The organism is Streptococcus oricebi (assembly GCF_017883985.1).
Taxonomy (GTDB): domain Bacteria; phylum Bacillota; class Bacilli; order Lactobacillales; family Streptococcaceae; genus Streptococcus; species Streptococcus oricebi.
On the sequence record NZ_PRDG01000004.1, the window covers coordinates 76,367 to 95,648 of the forward strand.

Consider the following 19,282-nt stretch of genomic DNA (forward strand, 5'->3'; position numbering starts at 1 on the left):
TCTAAGGATTTAAGCCAGAGCGGATAGGCGGAATCTTACTAGCTTGAATCTCTCGACTCAATTCCTTATCCTTAGCATCTAGACTAGCTGCCGTTCCTGTGATGTGTCCGGCAAATTCCTGCAAAAAACTAGTTATTTCTTGGGCTTTAGCTTCCTCTTAATTGATAAGATTAAGGGCTAAATCACTGGCCGCATGCAGACTGACAGTATCGGCTGTTACTTGACCTGCCCCTACTACTTGCGCAAGGCCTCCCTTGATAGCAGAGGCATGGAGGCCTGCACTTCCTAGATTTGATTGAATCGTCATAAGGTTATCTCCTTTTACTTTTCCTTATTATACTATAGTTTTTAACGATTGGGTACTAAAAAAAGGCCGGGGCTAAAGCTCGGCCTTATGCTTATTTATTCTCTTTTTCTGCCTCCTCTTTTGGAGCTTGGGCCTCGGTGATAACCAGCTGGCCGTCCTTCATATCAGCTAAGAGTTCCTTGGCTTCTAGGTGGTCCAGGTGGTAGTCGGTCACCTTGTCCCGGATTTCTTGCTCGATAACTCGGCGGAGCGGACGAACCCCCATGACCTCATCATAGCCTTCTTCCTTGAGGTAGTCCTTGGCTGCATCAGACACTTCTAGTTTAATGTCTTTTTTCGCCAGGGTTTGGTTGACCTCTGCCAGCATCAAATCAACGATTTGACCCAAATCTTCCTTGTTTAGTTGAGAAAATTCAATCACTGCATTGAAACGGTTGAGAAATTCTGGTCGGAAGAAGGGTTTGAGGCGGTCTAGGATTTTGGTGTCTTTTTCTTCATCACCAGTAAGACTTTCATAACCAAATCCAGCGTTAGAAGTTGCAATAATAACGGTATTCTTGAAGTTGACCGTATTGCCTTGTCCGTCAGTCAAACGTCCATCATCCAGCACTTGCAGGAGCAGGGTGATAACCTGTGGATCCGCCTTTTCAATTTCATCTAGCAAAATGATAGAGTAAGGGTTGCGGCGAATGCGCTCGGTCAGGGTATTGCTATTGTCATCATAGCCGACATAGCCTGCTGTTGTTCCGATAAGTTTAGAAACGGCGGTCCGATCAGAATACTCGGACATGTCTAAGCGGATAATAGCTTCCTTGGTTCCAAACATATCAAGGGCCAGTTGTTTAGCCAGCTCGGTCTTGCCGACTCCGGTCGGTCCAACGAAGAGGAAGCTACCAATAGGACGATTGCCCTCATCAAAGCCGGCCCGATTACGGCGAATGGCCCGAGCAACGGCTGCAACGGCCTCATCTTGACCGATAACCTTGGTCTTGAGGCGGGCATTCATTTCCTTGAGGCGCTCAATGTCGCTAGAGCCCATTTGAGAGACTGGAATACCAGTCAGACGTTCTACTGATTCTGCTACATCATTGATTGTAGCGGTCACCTTCATGTCCTCAGTATGGTTGGCAATTTTCTTTTCTAACTCCTCAATCCGTGTTTTAGCATGAAGGGCTGCCTCGAAGTCCTCGGCCTCAACAGCCTTTTCTTGCTTGTCCTTTTGCTCTGCAATTTCCCGTTCTACCGCATGCACATCGGTCACTGGGTGCTGGGCTGCCAGGTGGGCTGCTGTGACATCAATCAAGTCAATAGCCTTGTCTGGCAGACTTCTTTGGGGAATGTATTGGACAGAATAGTCCACTGCTGCCTTTAGCACCTCGTCTGGCAAGATAACATTGTGGTGCTTTTCGTAGAGGTCGCGAATGCCTTGGAGAATCTTGTAAGTATCCTCAGCAGACGGGGCATTGACCTTGACTTCGTTGAAACGACGAGCCAGGGCTGCATTCTTCAAAATAGTATTTCGATACTCGTCTTGAGTTGTTGCTCCGATAACGGTCAATTCTCCACGAGAAAGGGCTGGTTTTAAAATATCTGCCAGTCCCTTGGAACCACTGTCACCGCCTGTGCTCCCTGCTCCTAAAATCTGATGAATTTCATCGAAGAAGAGGATAATATTTCCCGCTTCCTTGACTTCAGAAATCAGGTTTTGGATATTTTCTTCAAAACTGCCCCGATATTGGGTACCGGCCTCCAGACCGGAAATATCAATGGAGATAATCTCCTTGTTCTTGATAGCTGCCGGTACGTCTCCATTGACAATGGCCTGGGCCAAGCCTTCGGCAACCGCGGTCTTTCCTACCCCAGCATCTCCAACCAGGACCGGATTATTCTTGGTCCGACGGGAAAGGATTTCTGCGGTTTCTTGGATTTCCTTATTACGGCCAATCACTGGGTCCAGCATATCTTCACGCGCTTCAGCTGTTAGATTGCGACCGAGTTTAGCGAGGATACTGTCCTCTTTTGGCGCCTGAGCTTGGCCTTGAAGACCTTGAGCCTGGTCTGCACTTCTTGGCAATCTGCCAGTTGCCCGATATTGGGCAAATTCCTCAGGGGTCACTTCGCGACCGTTAATCAGATAGCGACGATTTTCACTGCGATAGCCACGCATATCTCCCATCAGTTGATTAAAAATGTCATCCATATTGTTAAAGTCATTATAATTGTTGTTCATTTTCTTACCTCGTTTATCTTCTATTTCCTTGTATAAGCGAAAGGTCGGGTAAACTATTTTTGTTTACATTTGTAATTATAACACGATTACAAATGTAAGTCAAGTTGTTTTACATAATTTTTTAAAATTTTACATAAATTTATACTGACAAAAAGAGAGGCAAAAGTTAAGGTCTCTAAAAGGAGACAGGCATAAGAAAAAAGCACCAAGCCTGGCTAGTCAGGGACCTCTAGGTTTGACAAGGTAACTAGTTTGATTTCCATCATCTGCTAGACTTGACTTAATAAGGTAGCAAAAAAGACGACTGCAAAATCGTCTTTTAAATCATATACTCCAGGCTGTAAGTAGCGTCTGATAGGATGCGAGCCAAAAACTGCCGACTTCTTTCTTCCTTGGGCTGCTGGAAAAAGTCCTTGGGACTGGCCTCCTCGACAATCTGACCAGCATCCATAAAGACAACGTGCTTGGCTACGTCTCGGGCAAAGCTCATTTCATGGGTCACAACAATCATGGTAATCCCGTCTTCTGCCAGCTCTTTTAGTAAACCCAGAACATCACCGACCAATTCCGGATCCAAGGCCGAGGTAGGCTCATCCAAAAGAATTACCTCCGGCTTGACCGCAATCGCTCTTGCAATCCCAATCCGCTGTTGCTGGCCCCCCGATAGTTGGGAAGGATAATAATCCTGATAATCGAGTAGGCCCACCTTGCTTAGGGCCTCTTGAGCAATTTTTAAGGCCTCCTCCTTAGGAATTTTACGAGCTACCACTAGGCCCTCTAGAATATTTTCCAGGGCCGTCTTATTGGCAAAAAGGTTGTAGTGCTGGAAAACGAAGGCGGTTTTCTTGCGAATATCAAGAATTTCCTTCTTATTTAATTTAGCCAAATCATAGGTCTCATCTGCCAAGCTTAACTGGCCACTGTCGGCCTTTTCTAGATGATTGAGGCAGCGTAAAAAGGTGGTCTTGCCTGAGCCAGACGGACCTAAGATAACGACCACATCCCCTTGATTGACCTTGAGATTAAGGTCTGTCAAGACCTGGCGTTGGCCAAAACTCTTTGAAAGTTGCTTTACTTCTAACATGTCTATCCTTTCTAGCAGTTAAAGACTGACTGGCTCCTTAAAGCGCTGCTCCAAATGACTAAATAGCCATTGAATCAAGCCACAAATAATAATATAAAGGAGAAAAATGACCAGGTAGGACTCGAAATACTGGTAACCATAAGAAGCCTCCACCCGAGCAATGGCTGTAATATCCTTGATAGTCATAACAAAGACCAGCGAGGTCCCCTTGACCAGATTGATAACCAGGTTACAAAGATTGGGCAGAGCCGACCTCAAGGCCTGAGGAAAGACGATGCGCTGATAGGCCTGATAATTAGTCAAACCGATAGCCTGAGCTGCCTCTAGCTGGCCCTTATCCACCGCAAGGATGGCCGAACGGAGAATCTCTGATAGGCTACCCGTCGTCATTAAGCTATAAATGATAAAGGCATAGTAAATCGGATTGAACTTAAAAACATCGATAGAGCTACCTATACTTTTAAAAAACTGATTGAGCAGACTGGGAAAAAGACTGTAGAAAAAGAGGATTAACAGGATGGGTGGAGTCGCCCGGATAAAGGCTAGGTAGACTAGAGAAAAAGCTCTAACTCCCTTGACCTTATAAATCTGGCCCAGGGCCAAAAAGAGGGCGGGAAAAAAACTGAGTAAAAGGGCAACCAGCATGATTAAGAGCGTGACGGGGACCCCTTGGAGGGCCGAGAAAAAGCTTTTGACTATATAGTTTATATCCATCAAGACCTCTCCTTAATCGTTAAAGATTTTTCTAGCAGTTGGGATAAAAGCGAGATGAGGAGGGCCAAAGCCCAGTAAATCAGGGCAACAGCCGTATAGGTTTCCAGCGAATAATTTCCTAGATTACGACTAATCAAAAGATTTCCCGCTCCCATCACATCGACCAGACCAACCGTATAGGCCAGGGCTGCATCCCGCATTAGATTTAAAATGGCCGTTGTCATATTGGGCAGAGCCAGCCTAAAGGCCTGGGGAAAGATAATCCGATAAAAGACCTGGCCGGGCCTTAGACCGATACTGAGACCTGCCTCCAACTGGCCCTTTGGCACAGCCTCATAGGCCGATTTGAACACTTCGGCAATCAGGGCTGCAAAGAGCAAGACCATGGTAATGAGGACAAAGATACTGCGCGACCAAGCATTGATGTCTAGACCCAGCCACCACTCCAAGAGCTTGGGCAGGCCATAAAAGACCAGAAAGAGCAGGACAATGGGAGGCGTACACCTCAAAACAAAGATGTAGCCCTTGGCCAGGCCTGCAAAGGTTTTTTCCTCAGCCAGCTGAGCCCAGGCTAAAAGTAGGCCCAGACCAGAGCCAATCAGACCGGTCAAAATCATAATCCAGAGGGTCATGGGAAGGGCCCTCCATAAATCTGGCAGAAATTTCAAGACACGCGCAAAATCATAAGTAACCATTCTTCCTCCCTTCTAGTTTGAAAGTGGCCCAAGGCCTTGAGTAATAGTTTCCTTTAAAAACCCTGATGACTTCTAGCCCCTAGCAAGAAGTTTTCTCAGGCAAAGTTCCTCATTTTAAACAGGCAGACCTATTTATCCACATAGCTAAAGACATCTTCACCAAAGTATTTTTGGGAGAGTTTAGCCAGAGTTCCATCCTTTTCCAGCTCCTTGATGGCCTTTTCATAGGCCTTGGCAAAGGCTTGATTTTTCTCGTCCTTATGAATCAGTGGATAGGTTGGAATACCCTTGTAGGGGAACCAGCTCAACTTGTCTGCATATTGGTGATAAGAGCCATCTTCAGCCGTTACCGCCTTTTCAAAGGAGAGTTTGATGTCAAAGAAGGCATCGTAGCGCCCCTCCAAGACCCAGGCATAGGCATCAGCCACCTTAAAGGATTCGGCCGCTGTCAATTCAATCTGGCTGTCCTTATGCTTCTTATTATAATCTTCGATAACTGACCACTGGGCATTTTGAGGAGAGATGGGAACCAGCTTTCCAGCCTCCTTGGCAAAGCTATCAATATCCTTGTACTTGGCCGCATCTTCCTTGCGAATGGTGAAACCGATAATGCTGGCTCCGATTGGCTTACTTGGGATAATAAACTTCTTGGCCCGCTCCTCTGTATACCAGGCCCCCTTGGTCCCAATATCGTACTTACCCGACTCAAGACCAATCAAGAGGTCATCATCACTAGTCCCAGTGTATTCAAACTTATAGTCGGCCAATTTTTCATCAATGGCCTTCAAGACTGCTACCTCATAGCCATCAGACTGTCCCTTTTCATCGACAAAATCGTAGGGAACATAGTTCTGGGTATGGGCCACCTTGAGGGTGGTTACTTTTTTAGTAGTAGCTGCCTTGTTTGAGCTAGCACCTGTCAGGTGACGCCCCAGATAGGTCGCCCCAACCAGGGCCACTACCAACAAACCACCAACAATCCATCTTTTTTTACTCATCTTTATTCTCCTCTGTTTCTAACTGGCTAAATTCGGGCCGCTTGACGGACCCAGTCGATTCTCTTGGGGTCAATATCACTAGGCAGGGTACAGTCTGCTCCTAGGATAAGACCGGTCTGGCCGGCCTCAGCAATCAAGCGCCTGGTCTCCTGCTCCACCTCTGTCTGGCTACCTCCATAAAGGAGACCCGACTTAGCGTTAGCAAAACCACCCAGAACTGTTTTTCCTTGGAACAGTTTTCGTCCTTGAGCTAAGCTGACCCCTTCCGCCCCAACCGCCCAGTTAAAGACCTGGGCTGGATAGGCTTGAAAGAGACTGAGATTATTTTTGGCCCCTTCATAACCACAGATATGCAGAATATTGAGACCTTGAGCCTGATTAGCTGCGGCCAGAACCGCAAGCTCGCTCGGTGCAATAAAGGTCTGGTAGAGCTCCTTGGTCAGGCGCTCGTCCTGGATAGTCTGAACGCTGAGATAAATCCCGTCAAGGCCGACCTCCTCTATCAGTCTTTGACTAAGACTGGCCAAATCTTGAGCGATGGTAGCCAATACCTTTTGAACAGCCTCAGCGTCCTCCTCCAAAAGGTCAGTCAACTCCTTATCCCCTTGACCGACTCCAACCAAGAGCCACTTAAAATAGGTAGCCGGAGCAAAAACATTGTAGAAGGCAAAGATATCCTCGGTAAAGCTGGCCTTAATCTTGCGGACCAAATCCAGCTGTTCTTCTATCCAGGGATGCTCCGCACCCAGAGGCTCCAAGTCCGCTAAATCCTTGATTGAAGTCAGGCCCTGTAATTGCTCATGAGGATAGGCAAAGTAACCGTCACTCATCAATTTGATAAAGTCTGGCTCCACATCTTTCAAAAATTTCTGATGACCCTGCAAATTCTTTTGGATAATCTCCTGGTTGCCAAAACCTTTTAACCACTCATTTTCCTGAGTAAAATGGTACCAAAAACCAACCGGTACCCGCTCTGTAGCCTCTCCCTGCAAGACCTTTAAAACTAGCTCTCTCTTTCCTGACATATAGGACTTCCTTTCCTTTTTTAGATTTGTTATATCATAACACGACCAAGCTCAACTGACTAATATATATTTTTTATCAATTCTATTGGCTTTCCCTATCATTGATGACCCAACAAGAAAATAGCCAGGTCCTTGGTCTGCATCAGCTGCAAGGACTTGTGGGGAAGAGCCTGCAAGCTTTTGAACTGCTCCTGAACTATCTCTAGCTTAGTCCGAGGATAGAGCCGATTGAAATTAGCTATAAATATCAGGCCCAGTAGAAACAAGGCTAGGCCCAGAAATACTCTTTCCTTCATCAGCTCCTCCTATAATCTAGCTGCCTGACGAATCCAGTCCAGCCTTTCCAGCTCAAAATCAGCTGCCACCGTACAATCAGCCCCTAAAATCAGCCCCCTAGTCCCATTTTCTGCTAGGAGACGTTTGGTTTCCTCTTCCAACTCCTCACGACTGCCTCGATGCAAGAGACCATCTGGACCATTTTCAAAACCACCCAAGACAGTCCGCCCCTTAAAGAGCTGCCGTCCCTGGGCCAGAGAAAGCCCTTCATGCCGACTAGCCCAGTTAAACACTTGAGCCGGATAGTCCTTAAACAAGTCCAGGTCATTACTGGCTCCTTCAAAACCACAGATATGGAGGATATTTTGTCCCCCGACCTGATTGGCCGCCTCCAAAACAGCTAAGTTACTAGGCTCAATGTAGGCTTGATAAGCCTGGCCACTTACCCGCTGGTCCTGAATGGTCTGGGTTGATAGATAAATCCCCTCAATCCCTGCTTCGAGAATCAAACGCTGACTCAAACTAGCAATATCCTGGGCAATAACCCCTAAAACCCGACTAAGAAGGAGCGGATCCTCGGCTAAAAAATCGGCCAATTCCCTATCCCCCCGGCTCTGGTCCTTGCGGAACCAACGTTTCAAATAGGAAACAGGAGCAAAGATATTATAAAAAGAAGCCAGCTCTTCAGGAAAGCTCGCCCGAATTTCCCTGACCAAATCCAGCTGCTGCTCAATCCAGGGATGATTGGGGCCTAGGGGCTCGATTTTTTCCAGTTCCCTTATAGACTGAATCTGATCCGAATAATAGGAACTGGGATATTTAAAAAAACCATCACTCATGATTTTGATAAAGTCCGGTCGAGCTTCCTGGATAAACTTGCGATGACCGGCTAGATTTTTCTGGAAAATCTCCGGATTATCTAGGCCCTGCGTCTTTTCCTCCGGCCTCACAAAGTGGAACCAAAAACCGACCGGTACCCGCTCCAACTCCTCGCCCCGAAAGGCCTTTAAAAGCAATTCTTTCTTACTTGACATGACAGACTTCCTTTCCCTTGGGATTTGTCCTATCATACCATGAGAACTAAAAGCTGACCAATATATATTTTTTATCACCAGCTTTGAAAATCCTTATCTAGGTCAAAAAAGAAGCCTCAAATCAAGACCTCTTTTTAATGTTTCCACCCCCGCCAACCTACCGATTGATTTTAACAAAAAAGCCGGAAGAAACTTCCGACTTTGGCTTTATTAAATGATTAAAGTATAGAGGATTGTTGGGCTAGGCTCTTATTCGACCGTAACAGACTTGGCTAGATTTCTTGGCTTATCAACGTCCAAACCACGATGCAGGGTTGCAAAGTAGGCAATCAGCTGGGTTGGAACGACCATTGAGATTGGTGATAGATAAGGGTGAACCTGGGTCAAGACAATATCATCATCTTCCTTGGCTACATTTTCCTCAACAATAGTCAATACCTTGGCACCACGAGCAATCACCTCAGAAATATTTCCCCGAGTGTGGCTAGCCAAGACTTCATCAGATGACAAGAGGGCAATGACTGGAGTTCCATCTTCGATAAGGGAGATTGTTCCATGCTTCAATTCCCCAGCTGCAAAGCCTTCACATTGAATATAAGAAATTTCTTTCAGCTTCAAACTAGCTTCCATAGCGACATAGTAGTCCTGACCACGACCGATATAAAAGGCATTGCGAGTCGTTTCTAAGAGACCACGCACCTTGTCATCAATCAGGTCTTTTTCAGACAAGGTTGACTCGATATTTTGAGCAACGATGGACAGCTCATGAACAAGGTCAAAGTTTTTAGCCGCTTCATTTCCATTTGCTTGGCCGACTGCTTTTGCAAGAAAGGCCAGGGTAGCAATCTGGGCTGTATAAGCCTTAGTTGAAGCAACCGCAATTTCTGGTCCAGCATGGAGCAACATGGTGTAGCTAGCCTCCCGAGACAGGGTTGACCCTGGAACGTTGGTCACAGTAAGACTTGGAATACCCATCGCATTGGCCTTAACCAAGACTTGACGGCTATCTGCTGTTTCACCTGATTGACTGATTAAAATGAACATTGGTTTCTTGCTAAGCAGAGGCATCTTATAACCCCATTCAGAAGAAATGCCAAGCTCTACTGGAGTATCAGTCAATTCTTCTAACATCCGCTTGGTAGCAAAACCAGCGTGATAAGAAGTTCCTGCCGCAAGGATATAAAGACGGTCTGCCTCTTGCACGGCCTTGATGATTTCAGGATCCACTACCACTTGATTATTTTCATCGGTATAGGCCTGAATCAACTTACGCATAACCGTTGGTTGCTCGTCGATTTCCTTCAACATATAGTAAGGATAGGTTCCTTTACCGATATCAGATAGGTCAAGCTCTGCTGTATAGCTTTCGCGCTCGACCGGATTACCCTCATAGTCTTGCACTTCAATGCTATCTTTGGCTACCAAGACCAATTCCTTATCATGGATTTCCATAAATTGGTTGGTTTCGCGAATCATGGCCATAGCATCTGAGCAGACCATATTGTAGCCCTCACCCAGACCGACCAAGAGTGGTGACTTATTCTTGGCAACATAAATCAAATCAGGATTTTCTGAATCTAAGAGGGCAAAGGCATAAGAACCCTCGATAATGTGAAGGGCTTTCTTAAAAGCTTCTAGGACTGACAAGCCCTCTTCTTCTACAAACTTACCAATCAAGTGGACCGCAATTTCAGTATCCGTTTGCCCCAGTAGATGGTGGCCCTCTAGATAGTTTTCCTTAATTTCTAAATAGTTTTCAATCACCCCGTTGTGAACTAGGACAAAACGACCTGTTTCTGAACGATGGGGGTGAGCATTGTTTTCAGTTGGTTTCCCATGGGTTGCCCAACGTGTGTGACCGATTCCGGCTGTCCCTTGGACATTCTCATCAATCTTGGCACTCAAATCTGCAATCCGGCCGACAGACTTCACCAGGCTAGCATCACCTGCATTGGCCACAAAAATACCAGCCGAATCATAACCACGATATTCTAACTTTTCAAGACCTTGAATTAAGATATCTGTTGCATTTGAGTTTCCAACAACTCCGACAATTCCACACATATTCCTTCTAGCAGTAAACTCCTTAGAGAAGTTTACTTCCTCCATTCTATTTTTAAAAATTGGTATAGTCTAATAAAGGACTATTTAAACCAGCGAAATCATTCTACCTTTTTGCTTTCCACTTGTCAATAGGAAAATTGGTATAGGTTTCTTTAAGCTTTCTATGCATAAACAAAGGGCTAGATAAAAATGGAAAACCCCAAAAACATAGAAAAAAGAGGCCAGGCTTTGACGGGACTGGAAAGAGAGGCTTTTCCTCAGTTTATATCCTGGGAAAAAGTAGGTTTGAACCTCCTTTTATTTCCCACTCAAGACAAGGACAAAGCCCAACATTTTGTCCAAAAATAAAAGTTTTGAGACAAAAAAATACAGTCAAAAATCGTCATTTTAAGGACTTTTGACCGTATTTTACATTTGGAATTTAGATGTCTAATTTTGTCTTAGATAGGATGAAAATCTGCCCTCTTAGGCCCTTATCTGGAGCCCAAAACCTTTATGGCTAGCCTCAACTTAATTAGACTAGGGACACTGTTTAAAGGGAGCTTTCTTATTTAATAACAATATTGACCAATTTATTTGGTACAGCAATCACCTTGATGACTTCCTTCCCAGCGATTTCAGCCTGGATCTTTTCATTGGCCAGGGCCTGCTTTTCTAGCTCTTCCCGACTCAAATCCTTAGCCACCACTAACTTGGCCCTTACCTTACCCTTGATTTGAACAACGATTTCGACCTCGTTTTCAATGAGCTTGCTCTCATCATAGCTTGGCCAAGCCACATAAGAAATGCTTTCTCCAGTAGCTGCCAAATCCTGCCAAAGTTCCTCAGCTAGGTGAGGGGCAAAAGGTGCTAGGAGTTGAACAAAGCCCTTGGCATAGTCTAGATAGAGCTTGTCTTCCTTATTGGCCGCATTGACAAAGACCATGAGCTGAGCGATAGCGGTATTAAACTTGAGACTTTCAATCTGCTCAGTCACAGTCTTGACTGTCTCATGGTAGACCTTGTCCAACTTGCCATCATTTTCTGCAACCATTTCCTTGCTGGTCAAGAGACGATAGACCCGATCCAAGAACTTGCGACTTCCTTCTAAACCTTCCTCGCTCCAAGCAATGGAAGCATCCAGTGGCCCCATAAACATCTCGTAGACCCGCAAGGTATCTGCCCCGTACTGGTCGATGACATCATCTGGATTGACCACATTTTTCAAGGACTTGGACATCTTAGCTGGCGCCTGCTCCAACTCCTCGCCGGTCTCGATATTAAAGTAAGAACCGTCACGCTTTTCAACTTTATCAGTCGCAACCAAAGCTCCACGACTATCACGGTAGCTGGTTCCCAAAATCATACCCTGATTAAAGAGCTTTTGGAAGGGTTCCTTGGTTGAAACGACACCTAGGTCATAGAGGAATTTATGCCAGAAACGGGCATAGAGCAAGTGCAAGACCGCATGCTCAGCCCCACCGATATAGATATCAACCGGTAGCCAAGCCTTGAGCAGATCCTCATCAGCCAATTTTTTATCATTATGGGGATCAATATAGCGAAGATAATACCAGCTGGAACCTGCCCACTGAGGCATGGTGTTGGTCTCACGCCGCCCCTTGACTCCATCAGCCCTGGTCACCTCCAACCAATCTTTAAGATTGGCCAAAGGACTTTCTCCTGTACCAGAAGGCTTGATGTTATTAGTCTTAGGCAGGACCAGGGGTAGCTGCTCCTCAGGTAGGGCTGTTGAAGTTCCGTCCTCCCAATGGATAATCGGAATCGGCTCACCCCAGTAACGTTGACGACTAAAGAGCCAGTCGCGCAAGCGGTAGGTGATTTTCTCTTGACCAGCTCCTTCTTCCTCCAACCAGGCAATCATCTTGCTGATGGCCTCCTTGGTGGTCAGACCATTTAAGAAGTCAGAATTGATATGGGGACCGTCCTCAGTATAGGCAGCCTGGCTAACATCACCACCCTCTAGCACAGGAAGCAGGGGCAAACCAAAGGTTTGGGCAAATTCCCAGTCCCGTTCATCATGGGCTGGGACAGCCATGACCGCACCAGTCCCATAGCTAGCTAGGACATAATCAGCAATCCAAATCGGAATTTCCTGACCGTTGGCAGGATTGATGGCATAAGCCCCGGTAAAGACACCTGTCTTGTCCTTGGCCAAGTCTGTCCGCGCCAAATCAGATTTGAGACTGGCCTGATGTTTGTAGTCAGCAACAGCTCCTGCCTGCTCTGGACTGGTAATCTCATCTACTAATTCGTGTTCAGGAGCAAGGACTGTAAAGCTAGCTCCAAAAAGAGTGTCCGGCCTAGTGGTAAAGACCGTAAACTCTTTATCGCTTCCCTTGACCTTGAAGGTTACATTGGCTCCACTGGACTTACCAATCCAGTTTCGTTGCATATCCTTGATGGACTCTGGCCAGTCCACTTCTTCCAAGTCATTGAGGAGACGTTCTGCATAGGCTGTGATTTTCAGCATCCATTGCCGCATAGGCTTACGAACAACCGGATAGCCTCCCCGCTCAGAAGTCCCGTCGGGCAGGACCTCTTCGTTGGCAATGGCCGTTCCCAGCTCTTCTACCCAGTTGACCGGCACTTCTGCCTCATAGGCCAAACCTTTTTCATACAACTTGGTAAAGATCCACTGGGTCCATTTGTAATAATTAGGATCAGTGGTATTGACTTCTCGCTCCCAATCATAGGAAAAACCTAAGGCGTTAATCTGCCGCTTGAAATTGGCGATGTTTTCTGCCGTAAATTCTGCTGGGTCATTCCCCGTATCCATGGCATACTGCTCTGCTGGCAGACCAAAAGCGTCCCAGCCCATAGGGTGGAGGACATTGTAGCCTTGGGCCCGCTTATAGCGACTCAGGATATCTGTTGCTGTATAGCCTTCTGGGTGACCCACATGAAGCCCCGCTCCACTAGGATAGGGAAACATGTCTAGGGCATAAAAATTAGGTTTGTCAGGATTCGTTCCTGTCTTAAAAGTCTTATTCTGAGCCCAAAATTTCTGCCATTTAGGCTCAATCTCTTTATGATTGTAATAAGTCATACTCGTCTCCAAAAAAGTTTGATGTGACTATTATATCAAGTTTTTAGCGGATTTAAAAGCGTCTCAAAAGAATATTTAAAAAAGCTTATCCAGCAGATATTTTTGGACATTTTATATTTTTTGTCCAATTTATCTAAAAATAGGCCTATCCTATGCTATACTAGAGAAGAAAAAAGAATCGTTTATGGAGAAGAAAAATGACAACAGTAGAAATGACCGTGGTTTTTTTACTACTACTCCTTGCCTTAAGGGTCTCTTTAAAATATTTTAAAGAAAAAGGGAGCCCTAGCAACCACCCCTCTAGTCCCTCCCAACAGGTCAAAAACTCTCCTACCGCCCCCCATATAGTCAAAGGCCGGCAAGGAGAAGAAGAGATTTATCAAGACTTATTAAAATTAGAAGGCTACTTTAAAATTTTAAGAAATCTCTATTTCATCAAAGAAAATGGAGATATTACTGAAATGGACCTGCTCCTCCTTCACCCAAGCGGTATCTATGTTTTTGAATCAAAAAATTATAGCGGCTGGATTTTTGGGAGTGAGTACCAAAAGAAGTGGACCCAAACCCTCTCCAAGGGTAGAGGTGGCGTATCAAAACAAAGCTTCTTTAATCCCATTATACAAAATAAGGTGCATATCAAAGCCCTGCAATATTACTTGGCCGAGAACTGCCCTGACGTCTATTCCTATATCGTCTTTGGCAACCGGGCTAGCCTAAAACAAATTTCATTAAAATCCAATCAACACCAAGTCATTAAGAGGGAAGATTTGCTCCACTCCCTTTCAATGCAAATCGAGGCAGCAAAAACAAGAGGAAGGCTTTTAACTCCCCAAGAAATAGACCGTCTCTACCGGAGCCTCCGTCCCCTAACCCAAAGACCTGAAAAACTGAAACAAGAACATATTCAGCAGGTTCGGACCAAGGTAAAAAGTGAAGAATACAGAAAACTAGAGCCTATTGAGCCTATTAGCCCCCTAGAAAAACCTATCTCTAAGGAAGAAATAGCCCAAGCTCAATCAACTCCCGCCACTCCTCCACAAATGAAAAGTGAGCTTGACAGTTCCTCTCAAACTCCTGTCTTGGAGAAGTCGGACCAGATAGACAAGGAAATAAGAGAAGAAGAAAACCCTGCGCCCCCGGCAGAAGAAAAGCCAGAAGTCCCGGACCTTGTCGCCCTACTAAAGGCCAGTCTCGAACAAGAAGAGGCTTTTGAGCGAGAACAAGCCCGACAACAAGCCCAGCAAGAAGAGGAAAACAAGGAAGGGCAGGAAAGAAACTGCCCTCGTTGCCAAGGCCAACTCATCCTACGAACAGCTAATAAGGGAGCCAAGGCCGGCCAACAATTCTTAGGATGTTCAAACTTTCCCAAGTGCTGGTACAAGGAAGACCTACCAGTTCAGGATTAGTTCTTATCCCTTCCCTCACAAAAAACACCTAAAATCACTAGCAAGCCCCGTCCCAAAGTTTATTTATGGGGTGGGTCAAATAGTGATTTTAGGCGTTTTTTTAATCTCACGACTAGTAAATTTTTGGACTTTTAAAACGGGAGCACGCATGCTCCCCAAAAGCAGTTCTTCTAATATACAGAGAACTTATGCCTTATCGCTTACAAGTAACTCTTTTAAGACAGAAATGGCTGACAAGGCATAAAGCGGAGCCGTTTCTGTTCGCAGAATTCTAGGGCCTAGACCAACTGTCTGGGCTCCTAAGTTTTCAAAAGTTTCAATCTCGGCTGGGGAAAGGCCTCCTTCTGGACCAAAGATAAATAAGACCTTCTGACCGGCTTCTAGCTGCTGCACTCTTTGGACTAGGCTTTTAGTTTCGCCAGCTTTGGCCGACTCTTCATAAGCCACCAAGACACAGTCAAAATCACCTAAACGGGACAGAAAATCGGTCTTTTGCTCGAATAACTCGATTTCAGGAATCAAATTTCGCTTGCTTTGCTCAGCAGCCCCTAGGGCAATCTTACTTAGTTTATCGGCTTTCTTAAGCAGCTTTTTCCTATCCCACTTGACAACCGACCAGTCTGCCGGAAAGGCCCAAATCTTGTGAGCGCCTAACTCCGTTGCTTTCTGGCTGATAAATTCTAGTTTATCTCCCTTGGGAAAGCCTGAAGCAATGGTCACCTGCAAGGGCAATTCTAGCCAATCATCCAGCTCCTCCAAAAGCTCAAACTGATGGGCCTCCCTATCCAAGACTCGGGCTAAGCGCTTGATTCCATCATCAAAAACCAGTAAGACCTGGTCTCCCTCAAGCAGGCGCAGGACTGAAAACATGTGTTTAAGAGTGTCCTTATCCTCCACTGTCACAGGCGATTGGGCCGGCCCCTTTATAAAATACTGCTGCATCTAACCACCTATAACCCCTGAAACATCCTCAGTCTTTTTGAAAATACAGGCAATCCATTCTCCCTGAATCATCTGAGTCTCCAAGAAAAAACCAGCCTTTTCAGCAGCCTCTTTGACCTGAGACCACTTGTCCGCAATAATCCCGCTCATAATCAGATAGCCTTCATCATCTAACAAACGGTAGGCATCCTCGGTCAGCTCAAGCAAGATATCCGCCAGAATATTGGCAACGATGACCTGGGCTTGCTGCTTGACACCGCGCAGTAGGTCACCTGTTGTCACCTTGATATTGTCCATATTGGCATTGAGTTGGATATTTTCCTTGGCCACGCGCACCGCTACTTCATCTAAATCATAGGCATAAATCTCCTTAGCACCGAGGAGCGAGCTAGCAATAGAGAGAACACCGCTTCCCGTTCCCACATCAAGTACCCTTTCACCGCCACGCAGGACCTGCTCCAGGGCAAAGAGGCTCATCTTAGTTGTCGGGTGAGTCCCGGTACCAAAGGCCATTCCGGGATCAAGTTTGATAATCTTTTCGCCAGGGCCTGGCTCATAGTCGGTCCAAGAAGGGACAATGGTTAAATCATGACTAATCCGAGTTGGCTCATAATATTGCTTCCAACTATCTGCCCAATCCTCCTCAGCCAAGGCCTGACTGGAAAGAGCAATCGCTTCTGTATCAAAACCAAACTGGCCAAGTTCCTGAATCCTTTGCTGGATTTCTTTTTTAATGAGCTCAATATCCATGGTATCGGGATAGTAGGCCCTGATAAGAACCCTTTCTTCCTGCAAGACCTGGGGCAAGACTTCCCCATACCAATTCTCACGATTGAGATAATCGGCACTATCATCAATGGCCACCCCTTGACTACCCGTCTCAATTAAGATATTACTAACGGCTTCTTGCGCCTCGCGTTTGACCTCAACGGTCAATTCCTGCCATGTATCCATATTTCCTCCTAGTACCTAGGGTAAGGATAAAAAGTTGTTTCCTGCAACTTTTCCTTACCTGCTTCAAAAACCACTTCATTCCAGACTATTTCAAAATCCTGGGCTTCTGGGTCTGCTAAAAAATCAATCAAGGCATCCAGTCCAGCCTCTGCTGTCTGAGCCAAAAAGTCGACAAAGTAAGCCAAAAATTCACCAGACAGCCCCTTTTTAGGCTCGTAGGCCACCGCCGTTAAATAATCCTCGCTCTTAAAACGAGACTTGGCCGGATTATAAAAAATGACTGCTTCCTCAAAAAGAATATCCTCTGCTGATTGAGTGCCTGTCTCATCTGTCAACTCAATTCCTGCTTGATTCTCCACTTCCAATAAAAAAGCGACCTGTACCGCATGATTTTTCTTATCCCAGTTAATCTCATAGTCAAATGGAAAATTCTGACTCAGCTCCTGGTCCAAAACATCTAAAAAACCGTATTTTCCCACACTACTGTCCTGCCTTAAAATATGTTAGAATAAAAGATAGACCATGACTAAAGGCCTACTAAAAACTCCCATCCAAACTGCTAGAAACTCAAAAAGCAAGGGATACTCATCTAAATGAGCAAAAACCTAGCCAGTTATAGTTAAAAAGGAGGAGAGCCTCTTAGTCCTCTTATCTCTTAACAGTGTATCACAAAAAGCAAGCAGGAGGCAAGGTTTAGCCTGGAAAGAACTGCTAGAAAAGGAGCCCCTATGTTAGACAGCCTGGCCCTGCGCATGCGGCCACAAACGATTGAACAAGTAATCGGCCAAGAACACCTGGTCGGTCCAGGAAAAATTATCCGCCGCATGGTTGAAGCCAATCGCCTTTCATCCATGATTTTATACGGGCCGCCAGGTATTGGCAAAACTTCTATTGCCTCTGCTATCGCTGGAACCACCAAGTATGCCTTTCGGACCTTCAATGCCACCGTCGACTCCAAAAAACGGCTGCAAGAAATCGCTGAAGAGGCTAAATTTTCTGGCGGTCTCATCTTACTACTAGATGAAATTCACCGCCTGGACAAGACCAAGCAAGACTTCCTCCTACCGCTTCTGGAAAATGGGCTGATTGTCATGATTGGGGCAACCACTGAAAATCCTTTCTTTTCTGTTACCCCAGCTATTCGCAGTCGAGTACAGATTTTCGAGCTTGAGCCCCTGACCAATCAGGACATCAAGGCAGCCCTTGAAACTGCCCTGGCTGATTCTAAACGGGGCTTTGACTTTCCTGTCGAGCTGGACGCGGAGGCCCTGGACTTCATCGCTAACTCAACCAATGGTGACTTGCGCTCAGCCTTTAATTCCTTAGATTTAGCGGTCCTGTCAACTCCAGCAGATGACGAGGGGAGCCGCCACATCACCCTCGACATCATGGAAAACAGCCTACAAAAAAGCTATATTAGTATGGATAAGGACGGAGACAGCCATTACGATGTTCTCTCTGCCCTGCAAAAGTCCATTCGGGGCTCTGATGTCAATGCCAGCCTCCATTATGCGGCCCGCTTGATTGAGGCCGGAGACCTTCCTAGTCTGGCTAGGCGCTTGACCGTCATCGCCTACGAGGACATCGGTCTGGCCAATCCTGAGGCCCAAATGCACACTCTAGCAGCCCTAGACGCGGCACAAAAAATTGGTTTCCCAGAAGCCCGCATCCTGATTGCCAATATCGTGATTGACTTGGCCCTCTCTCCCAAGTCCAACTCTGCCTATCTAGCCATGGATGCGGCGCTAGCCGATTTAAGAAAAAGCGGTAACTTGCCCATTCCTAGACACCTCCGAGATGGCCATTATGCCGGCAGTAAGGAGCTGGGCAATGCCCAGGACTATCTCTACCCCCACAATTATCCAGAAAAATGGGTCAAGCAGGACTACCTACCCGACAAGCTCAAAAACGCCAATTATTTCAAGCCAAATGAAACCGGAAAATATGAAAGAGCCCTGGCAAATACCCAGGAAAAAATTGAACATTTGAAAAAAATGTGACATCGTTTGCAAAAAATCAAATTTTTCTCTTGAAATTTTTTCAAATTATGGTATTATAATTATAGAAACGCTGTGGTGTTCGACTTCACACTTAAGTGTTGACCGACTATTTTTTGTATTACTAGGGAAACAAAAGACTTCTAACAGCATGTAGGCCGTATCGCGCGGAAACAGCTTCAGTTAGAGCGAGTTGCCCACCTGCTTAATTGCGCGGGTTCAATACAAATCGTGAGGGTCCGGCACCAATACAGCTTTTTCTATTGCCTCCTTAGCTCAGCTGGCAGAGCAGCGGACTCTTAATCCGTGGGTCGCAGGTTCGATCCCTGCAGGGGGCATTTATAAAAACCTCTAAAAAGCCTATTCCAATAGGCTTTTTTGCTTGTTATTTATACTTTGCCCGCCAGTTTTTCATTCATATTTTTGAAGGAATCCTCAAACAATATCTTAGTCTGGTTGCTAGAAAACTCTTTAGCCAGAAAAGTAACCCCCTTGGCATTCACTTGC

At 45.8% G+C, this 19,282-nt stretch carries 17 protein-coding genes and 1 tRNA gene; 3 read left to right on the forward strand and 15 right to left on the reverse strand.

What is annotated here, in order from left to right; all coding sequences use genetic code 11:
* Position 1: 1 nt before the first annotated feature.
* The 12 genes from C4K46_RS10610 to leuS all read right to left on the reverse strand — a co-directional run bounded on the left by C4K46_RS10610 (position 2) and on the right by leuS (position 13,476).
* Positions 2 to 124, reverse strand: a complete 123-nt coding sequence (locus C4K46_RS10610; RefSeq protein ID WP_275946377.1) for a hypothetical protein — start codon at positions 122 to 124, stop codon at positions 2 to 4.
* A 33-nt stretch (positions 125 to 157) separates the two neighbouring features.
* Positions 158 to 307 carry a hypothetical protein gene (locus C4K46_RS07070; RefSeq protein ID WP_209628200.1) on the reverse strand — a complete coding sequence of 50 codons (150 nt, stop codon included), beginning with the start codon at positions 305 to 307 and terminating at the stop codon, positions 158 to 160.
* Between the two features lie 91 nt (positions 308 to 398).
* A complete protein-coding gene (locus C4K46_RS07075; protein ID WP_209628201.1) occupies positions 399 to 2,537 on the reverse strand; it encodes an AAA family ATPase in 2,139 nt (712 codons plus the stop codon).
* A 319-nt stretch (positions 2,538 to 2,856) separates the two neighbouring features.
* Positions 2,857 to 3,621 (reverse strand): amino acid ABC transporter ATP-binding protein, encoded by a 765-nt coding sequence (locus tag C4K46_RS07080; protein ID WP_209628202.1) that lies wholly within the window; start codon positions 3,619 to 3,621, stop codon positions 2,857 to 2,859.
* A gap of 18 nt (positions 3,622 to 3,639) precedes the next feature.
* Positions 3,640 to 4,335 carry an amino acid ABC transporter permease gene (locus tag C4K46_RS07085; protein ID WP_209628203.1) on the reverse strand — a complete coding sequence of 232 codons (696 nt, stop codon included), beginning with the start codon at positions 4,333 to 4,335 and terminating at the stop codon, positions 3,640 to 3,642.
* Positions 4,335 to 5,030, reverse strand: a complete 696-nt coding sequence (locus tag C4K46_RS07090; RefSeq protein ID WP_209628204.1) for an amino acid ABC transporter permease — start codon at positions 5,028 to 5,030, stop codon at positions 4,335 to 4,337. Before C4K46_RS07090 ends, C4K46_RS07085 begins: the two co-directional genes overlap by 1 nt.
* A gap of 128 nt (positions 5,031 to 5,158) precedes the next feature.
* Positions 5,159 to 6,028 carry a transporter substrate-binding domain-containing protein gene (locus C4K46_RS07095; RefSeq protein ID WP_209628205.1) on the reverse strand — a complete coding sequence of 290 codons (870 nt, stop codon included), beginning with the start codon at positions 6,026 to 6,028 and terminating at the stop codon, positions 5,159 to 5,161.
* 26 nt (positions 6,029 to 6,054) lie between these two features.
* On the reverse strand, positions 6,055 to 7,053 hold the full coding sequence (locus C4K46_RS07100) for a uroporphyrinogen decarboxylase family protein (RefSeq protein ID WP_209628206.1): 999 nt from the start codon (positions 7,051 to 7,053) through the stop codon (positions 6,055 to 6,057).
* 98 nt (positions 7,054 to 7,151) lie between these two features.
* Positions 7,152 to 7,349 (reverse strand): hypothetical protein, encoded by a 198-nt coding sequence (locus C4K46_RS07105; protein ID WP_209628207.1) that lies wholly within the window; start codon positions 7,347 to 7,349, stop codon positions 7,152 to 7,154.
* A gap of 9 nt (positions 7,350 to 7,358) precedes the next feature.
* Complete coding sequence (locus C4K46_RS07110) at positions 7,359 to 8,399, reverse strand: uroporphyrinogen decarboxylase family protein (RefSeq protein WP_245335159.1); 1,041 nt, start codon at positions 8,397 to 8,399, stop codon at positions 7,359 to 7,361.
* A gap of 213 nt (positions 8,400 to 8,612) precedes the next feature.
* Complete coding sequence (gene glmS / locus C4K46_RS07115) at positions 8,613 to 10,427, reverse strand: glutamine--fructose-6-phosphate transaminase (isomerizing) (protein ID WP_209628393.1); 1,815 nt, start codon at positions 10,425 to 10,427, stop codon at positions 8,613 to 8,615.
* Positions 10,428 to 10,974: 547 nt separating this feature from the next.
* Complete coding sequence (gene leuS / locus C4K46_RS07120) at positions 10,975 to 13,476, reverse strand: leucine--tRNA ligase (RefSeq protein ID WP_209628209.1); 2,502 nt, start codon at positions 13,474 to 13,476, stop codon at positions 10,975 to 10,977.
* Positions 13,477 to 13,673: 197 nt separating this feature from the next.
* Between leuS and C4K46_RS07125 the strand changes: the two genes are divergently transcribed.
* On the forward strand, positions 13,674 to 14,882 hold the full coding sequence (locus C4K46_RS07125) for an NERD domain-containing protein (RefSeq protein WP_209628210.1): 1,209 nt from the start codon (positions 13,674 to 13,676) through the stop codon (positions 14,880 to 14,882).
* A gap of 186 nt (positions 14,883 to 15,068) precedes the next feature.
* On the opposite strand, the gene C4K46_RS07130 is transcribed toward C4K46_RS07125, so the two are convergent.
* Genes C4K46_RS07130 through C4K46_RS07140 form a run of 3 tightly spaced genes read right to left on the reverse strand, consistent with a single transcriptional unit; the run spans position 15,069 to position 17,257 of the window.
* Positions 15,069 to 15,824 carry a 16S rRNA (uracil(1498)-N(3))-methyltransferase gene (locus C4K46_RS07130; protein WP_209628211.1) on the reverse strand — a complete coding sequence of 252 codons (756 nt, stop codon included), beginning with the start codon at positions 15,822 to 15,824 and terminating at the stop codon, positions 15,069 to 15,071.
* Positions 15,825 to 16,778, reverse strand: a complete 954-nt coding sequence (prmA, locus tag C4K46_RS07135; RefSeq protein WP_209628212.1) for a 50S ribosomal protein L11 methyltransferase — start codon at positions 16,776 to 16,778, stop codon at positions 15,825 to 15,827. It abuts the gene before it with no gap.
* 8 nt (positions 16,779 to 16,786) lie between these two features.
* Complete coding sequence (locus tag C4K46_RS07140) at positions 16,787 to 17,257, reverse strand: DUF3013 family protein (RefSeq protein ID WP_209628213.1); 471 nt, start codon at positions 17,255 to 17,257, stop codon at positions 16,787 to 16,789.
* 249 nt (positions 17,258 to 17,506) lie between these two features.
* Here C4K46_RS07140 and C4K46_RS07145 point away from each other — a divergent pair, with 249 nt between their 5' ends.
* Together C4K46_RS07145 and C4K46_RS07155 are read left to right on the forward strand one after the other, a co-directional pair.
* Positions 17,507 to 18,778 carry a replication-associated recombination protein A gene (locus C4K46_RS07145; protein WP_209628214.1) on the forward strand — a complete coding sequence of 424 codons (1,272 nt, stop codon included), beginning with the start codon at positions 17,507 to 17,509 and terminating at the stop codon, positions 18,776 to 18,778.
* Between the two features lie 262 nt (positions 18,779 to 19,040).
* A tRNA-Lys gene (locus C4K46_RS07155) sits at positions 19,041 to 19,113 on the forward strand.
* Positions 19,114 to 19,282 lie beyond the last annotated feature (169 nt).

Bases quoted from the DNA above. Each gene is read 5' to 3' on its own strand.
- C4K46_RS07070 (WP_209628200.1), bottom strand. From the start codon at position 307: ATGACGATTCAATCAAATCTAGGAAGTGCAGGCCTCCATGCCTCTGCT.
- C4K46_RS07075 (WP_209628201.1), bottom strand. From the start codon at position 2,537: ATGAACAACAATTATAATGACTTTAACAATATGGATGACATTTTTAAT.
- C4K46_RS07080 (WP_209628202.1), bottom strand. From the start codon at position 3,621: ATGTTAGAAGTAAAGCAACTTTCAAAGAGTTTTGGCCAACGCCAGGTC.
- C4K46_RS07085 (WP_209628203.1), bottom strand. From the start codon at position 4,335: ATGGATATAAACTATATAGTCAAAAGCTTTTTCTCGGCCCTCCAAGGG.
- C4K46_RS07090 (WP_209628204.1), bottom strand. From the start codon at position 5,030: ATGGTTACTTATGATTTTGCGCGTGTCTTGAAATTTCTGCCAGATTTA.
- C4K46_RS07095 (WP_209628205.1), bottom strand. From the start codon at position 6,028: ATGAGTAAAAAAAGATGGATTGTTGGTGGTTTGTTGGTAGTGGCCCTG.
- C4K46_RS07100 (WP_209628206.1), bottom strand. From the start codon at position 7,053: ATGTCAGGAAAGAGAGAGCTAGTTTTAAAGGTCTTGCAGGGAGAGGCT.
- C4K46_RS07105 (WP_209628207.1), bottom strand. From the start codon at position 7,349: ATGAAGGAAAGAGTATTTCTGGGCCTAGCCTTGTTTCTACTGGGCCTG.
- C4K46_RS07110 (WP_245335159.1), bottom strand. From the start codon at position 8,399: ATGATAGGACAAATCCCAAGGGAAAGGAAGTCTGTCATGTCAAGTAAG.
- glmS (WP_209628393.1), bottom strand. From the start codon at position 10,427: ATGTGTGGAATTGTCGGAGTTGTTGGAAACTCAAATGCAACAGATATC.
- leuS (WP_209628209.1), bottom strand. From the start codon at position 13,476: ATGACTTATTACAATCATAAAGAGATTGAGCCTAAATGGCAGAAATTT.
- C4K46_RS07125 (WP_209628210.1), top strand. From the start codon at position 13,674: ATGACAACAGTAGAAATGACCGTGGTTTTTTTACTACTACTCCTTGCC.
- C4K46_RS07130 (WP_209628211.1), bottom strand. From the start codon at position 15,824: ATGCAGCAGTATTTTATAAAGGGGCCGGCCCAATCGCCTGTGACAGTG.
- prmA (WP_209628212.1), bottom strand. From the start codon at position 16,778: ATGGATACATGGCAGGAATTGACCGTTGAGGTCAAACGCGAGGCGCAA.
- C4K46_RS07145 (WP_209628214.1), top strand. From the start codon at position 17,507: ATGTTAGACAGCCTGGCCCTGCGCATGCGGCCACAAACGATTGAACAA.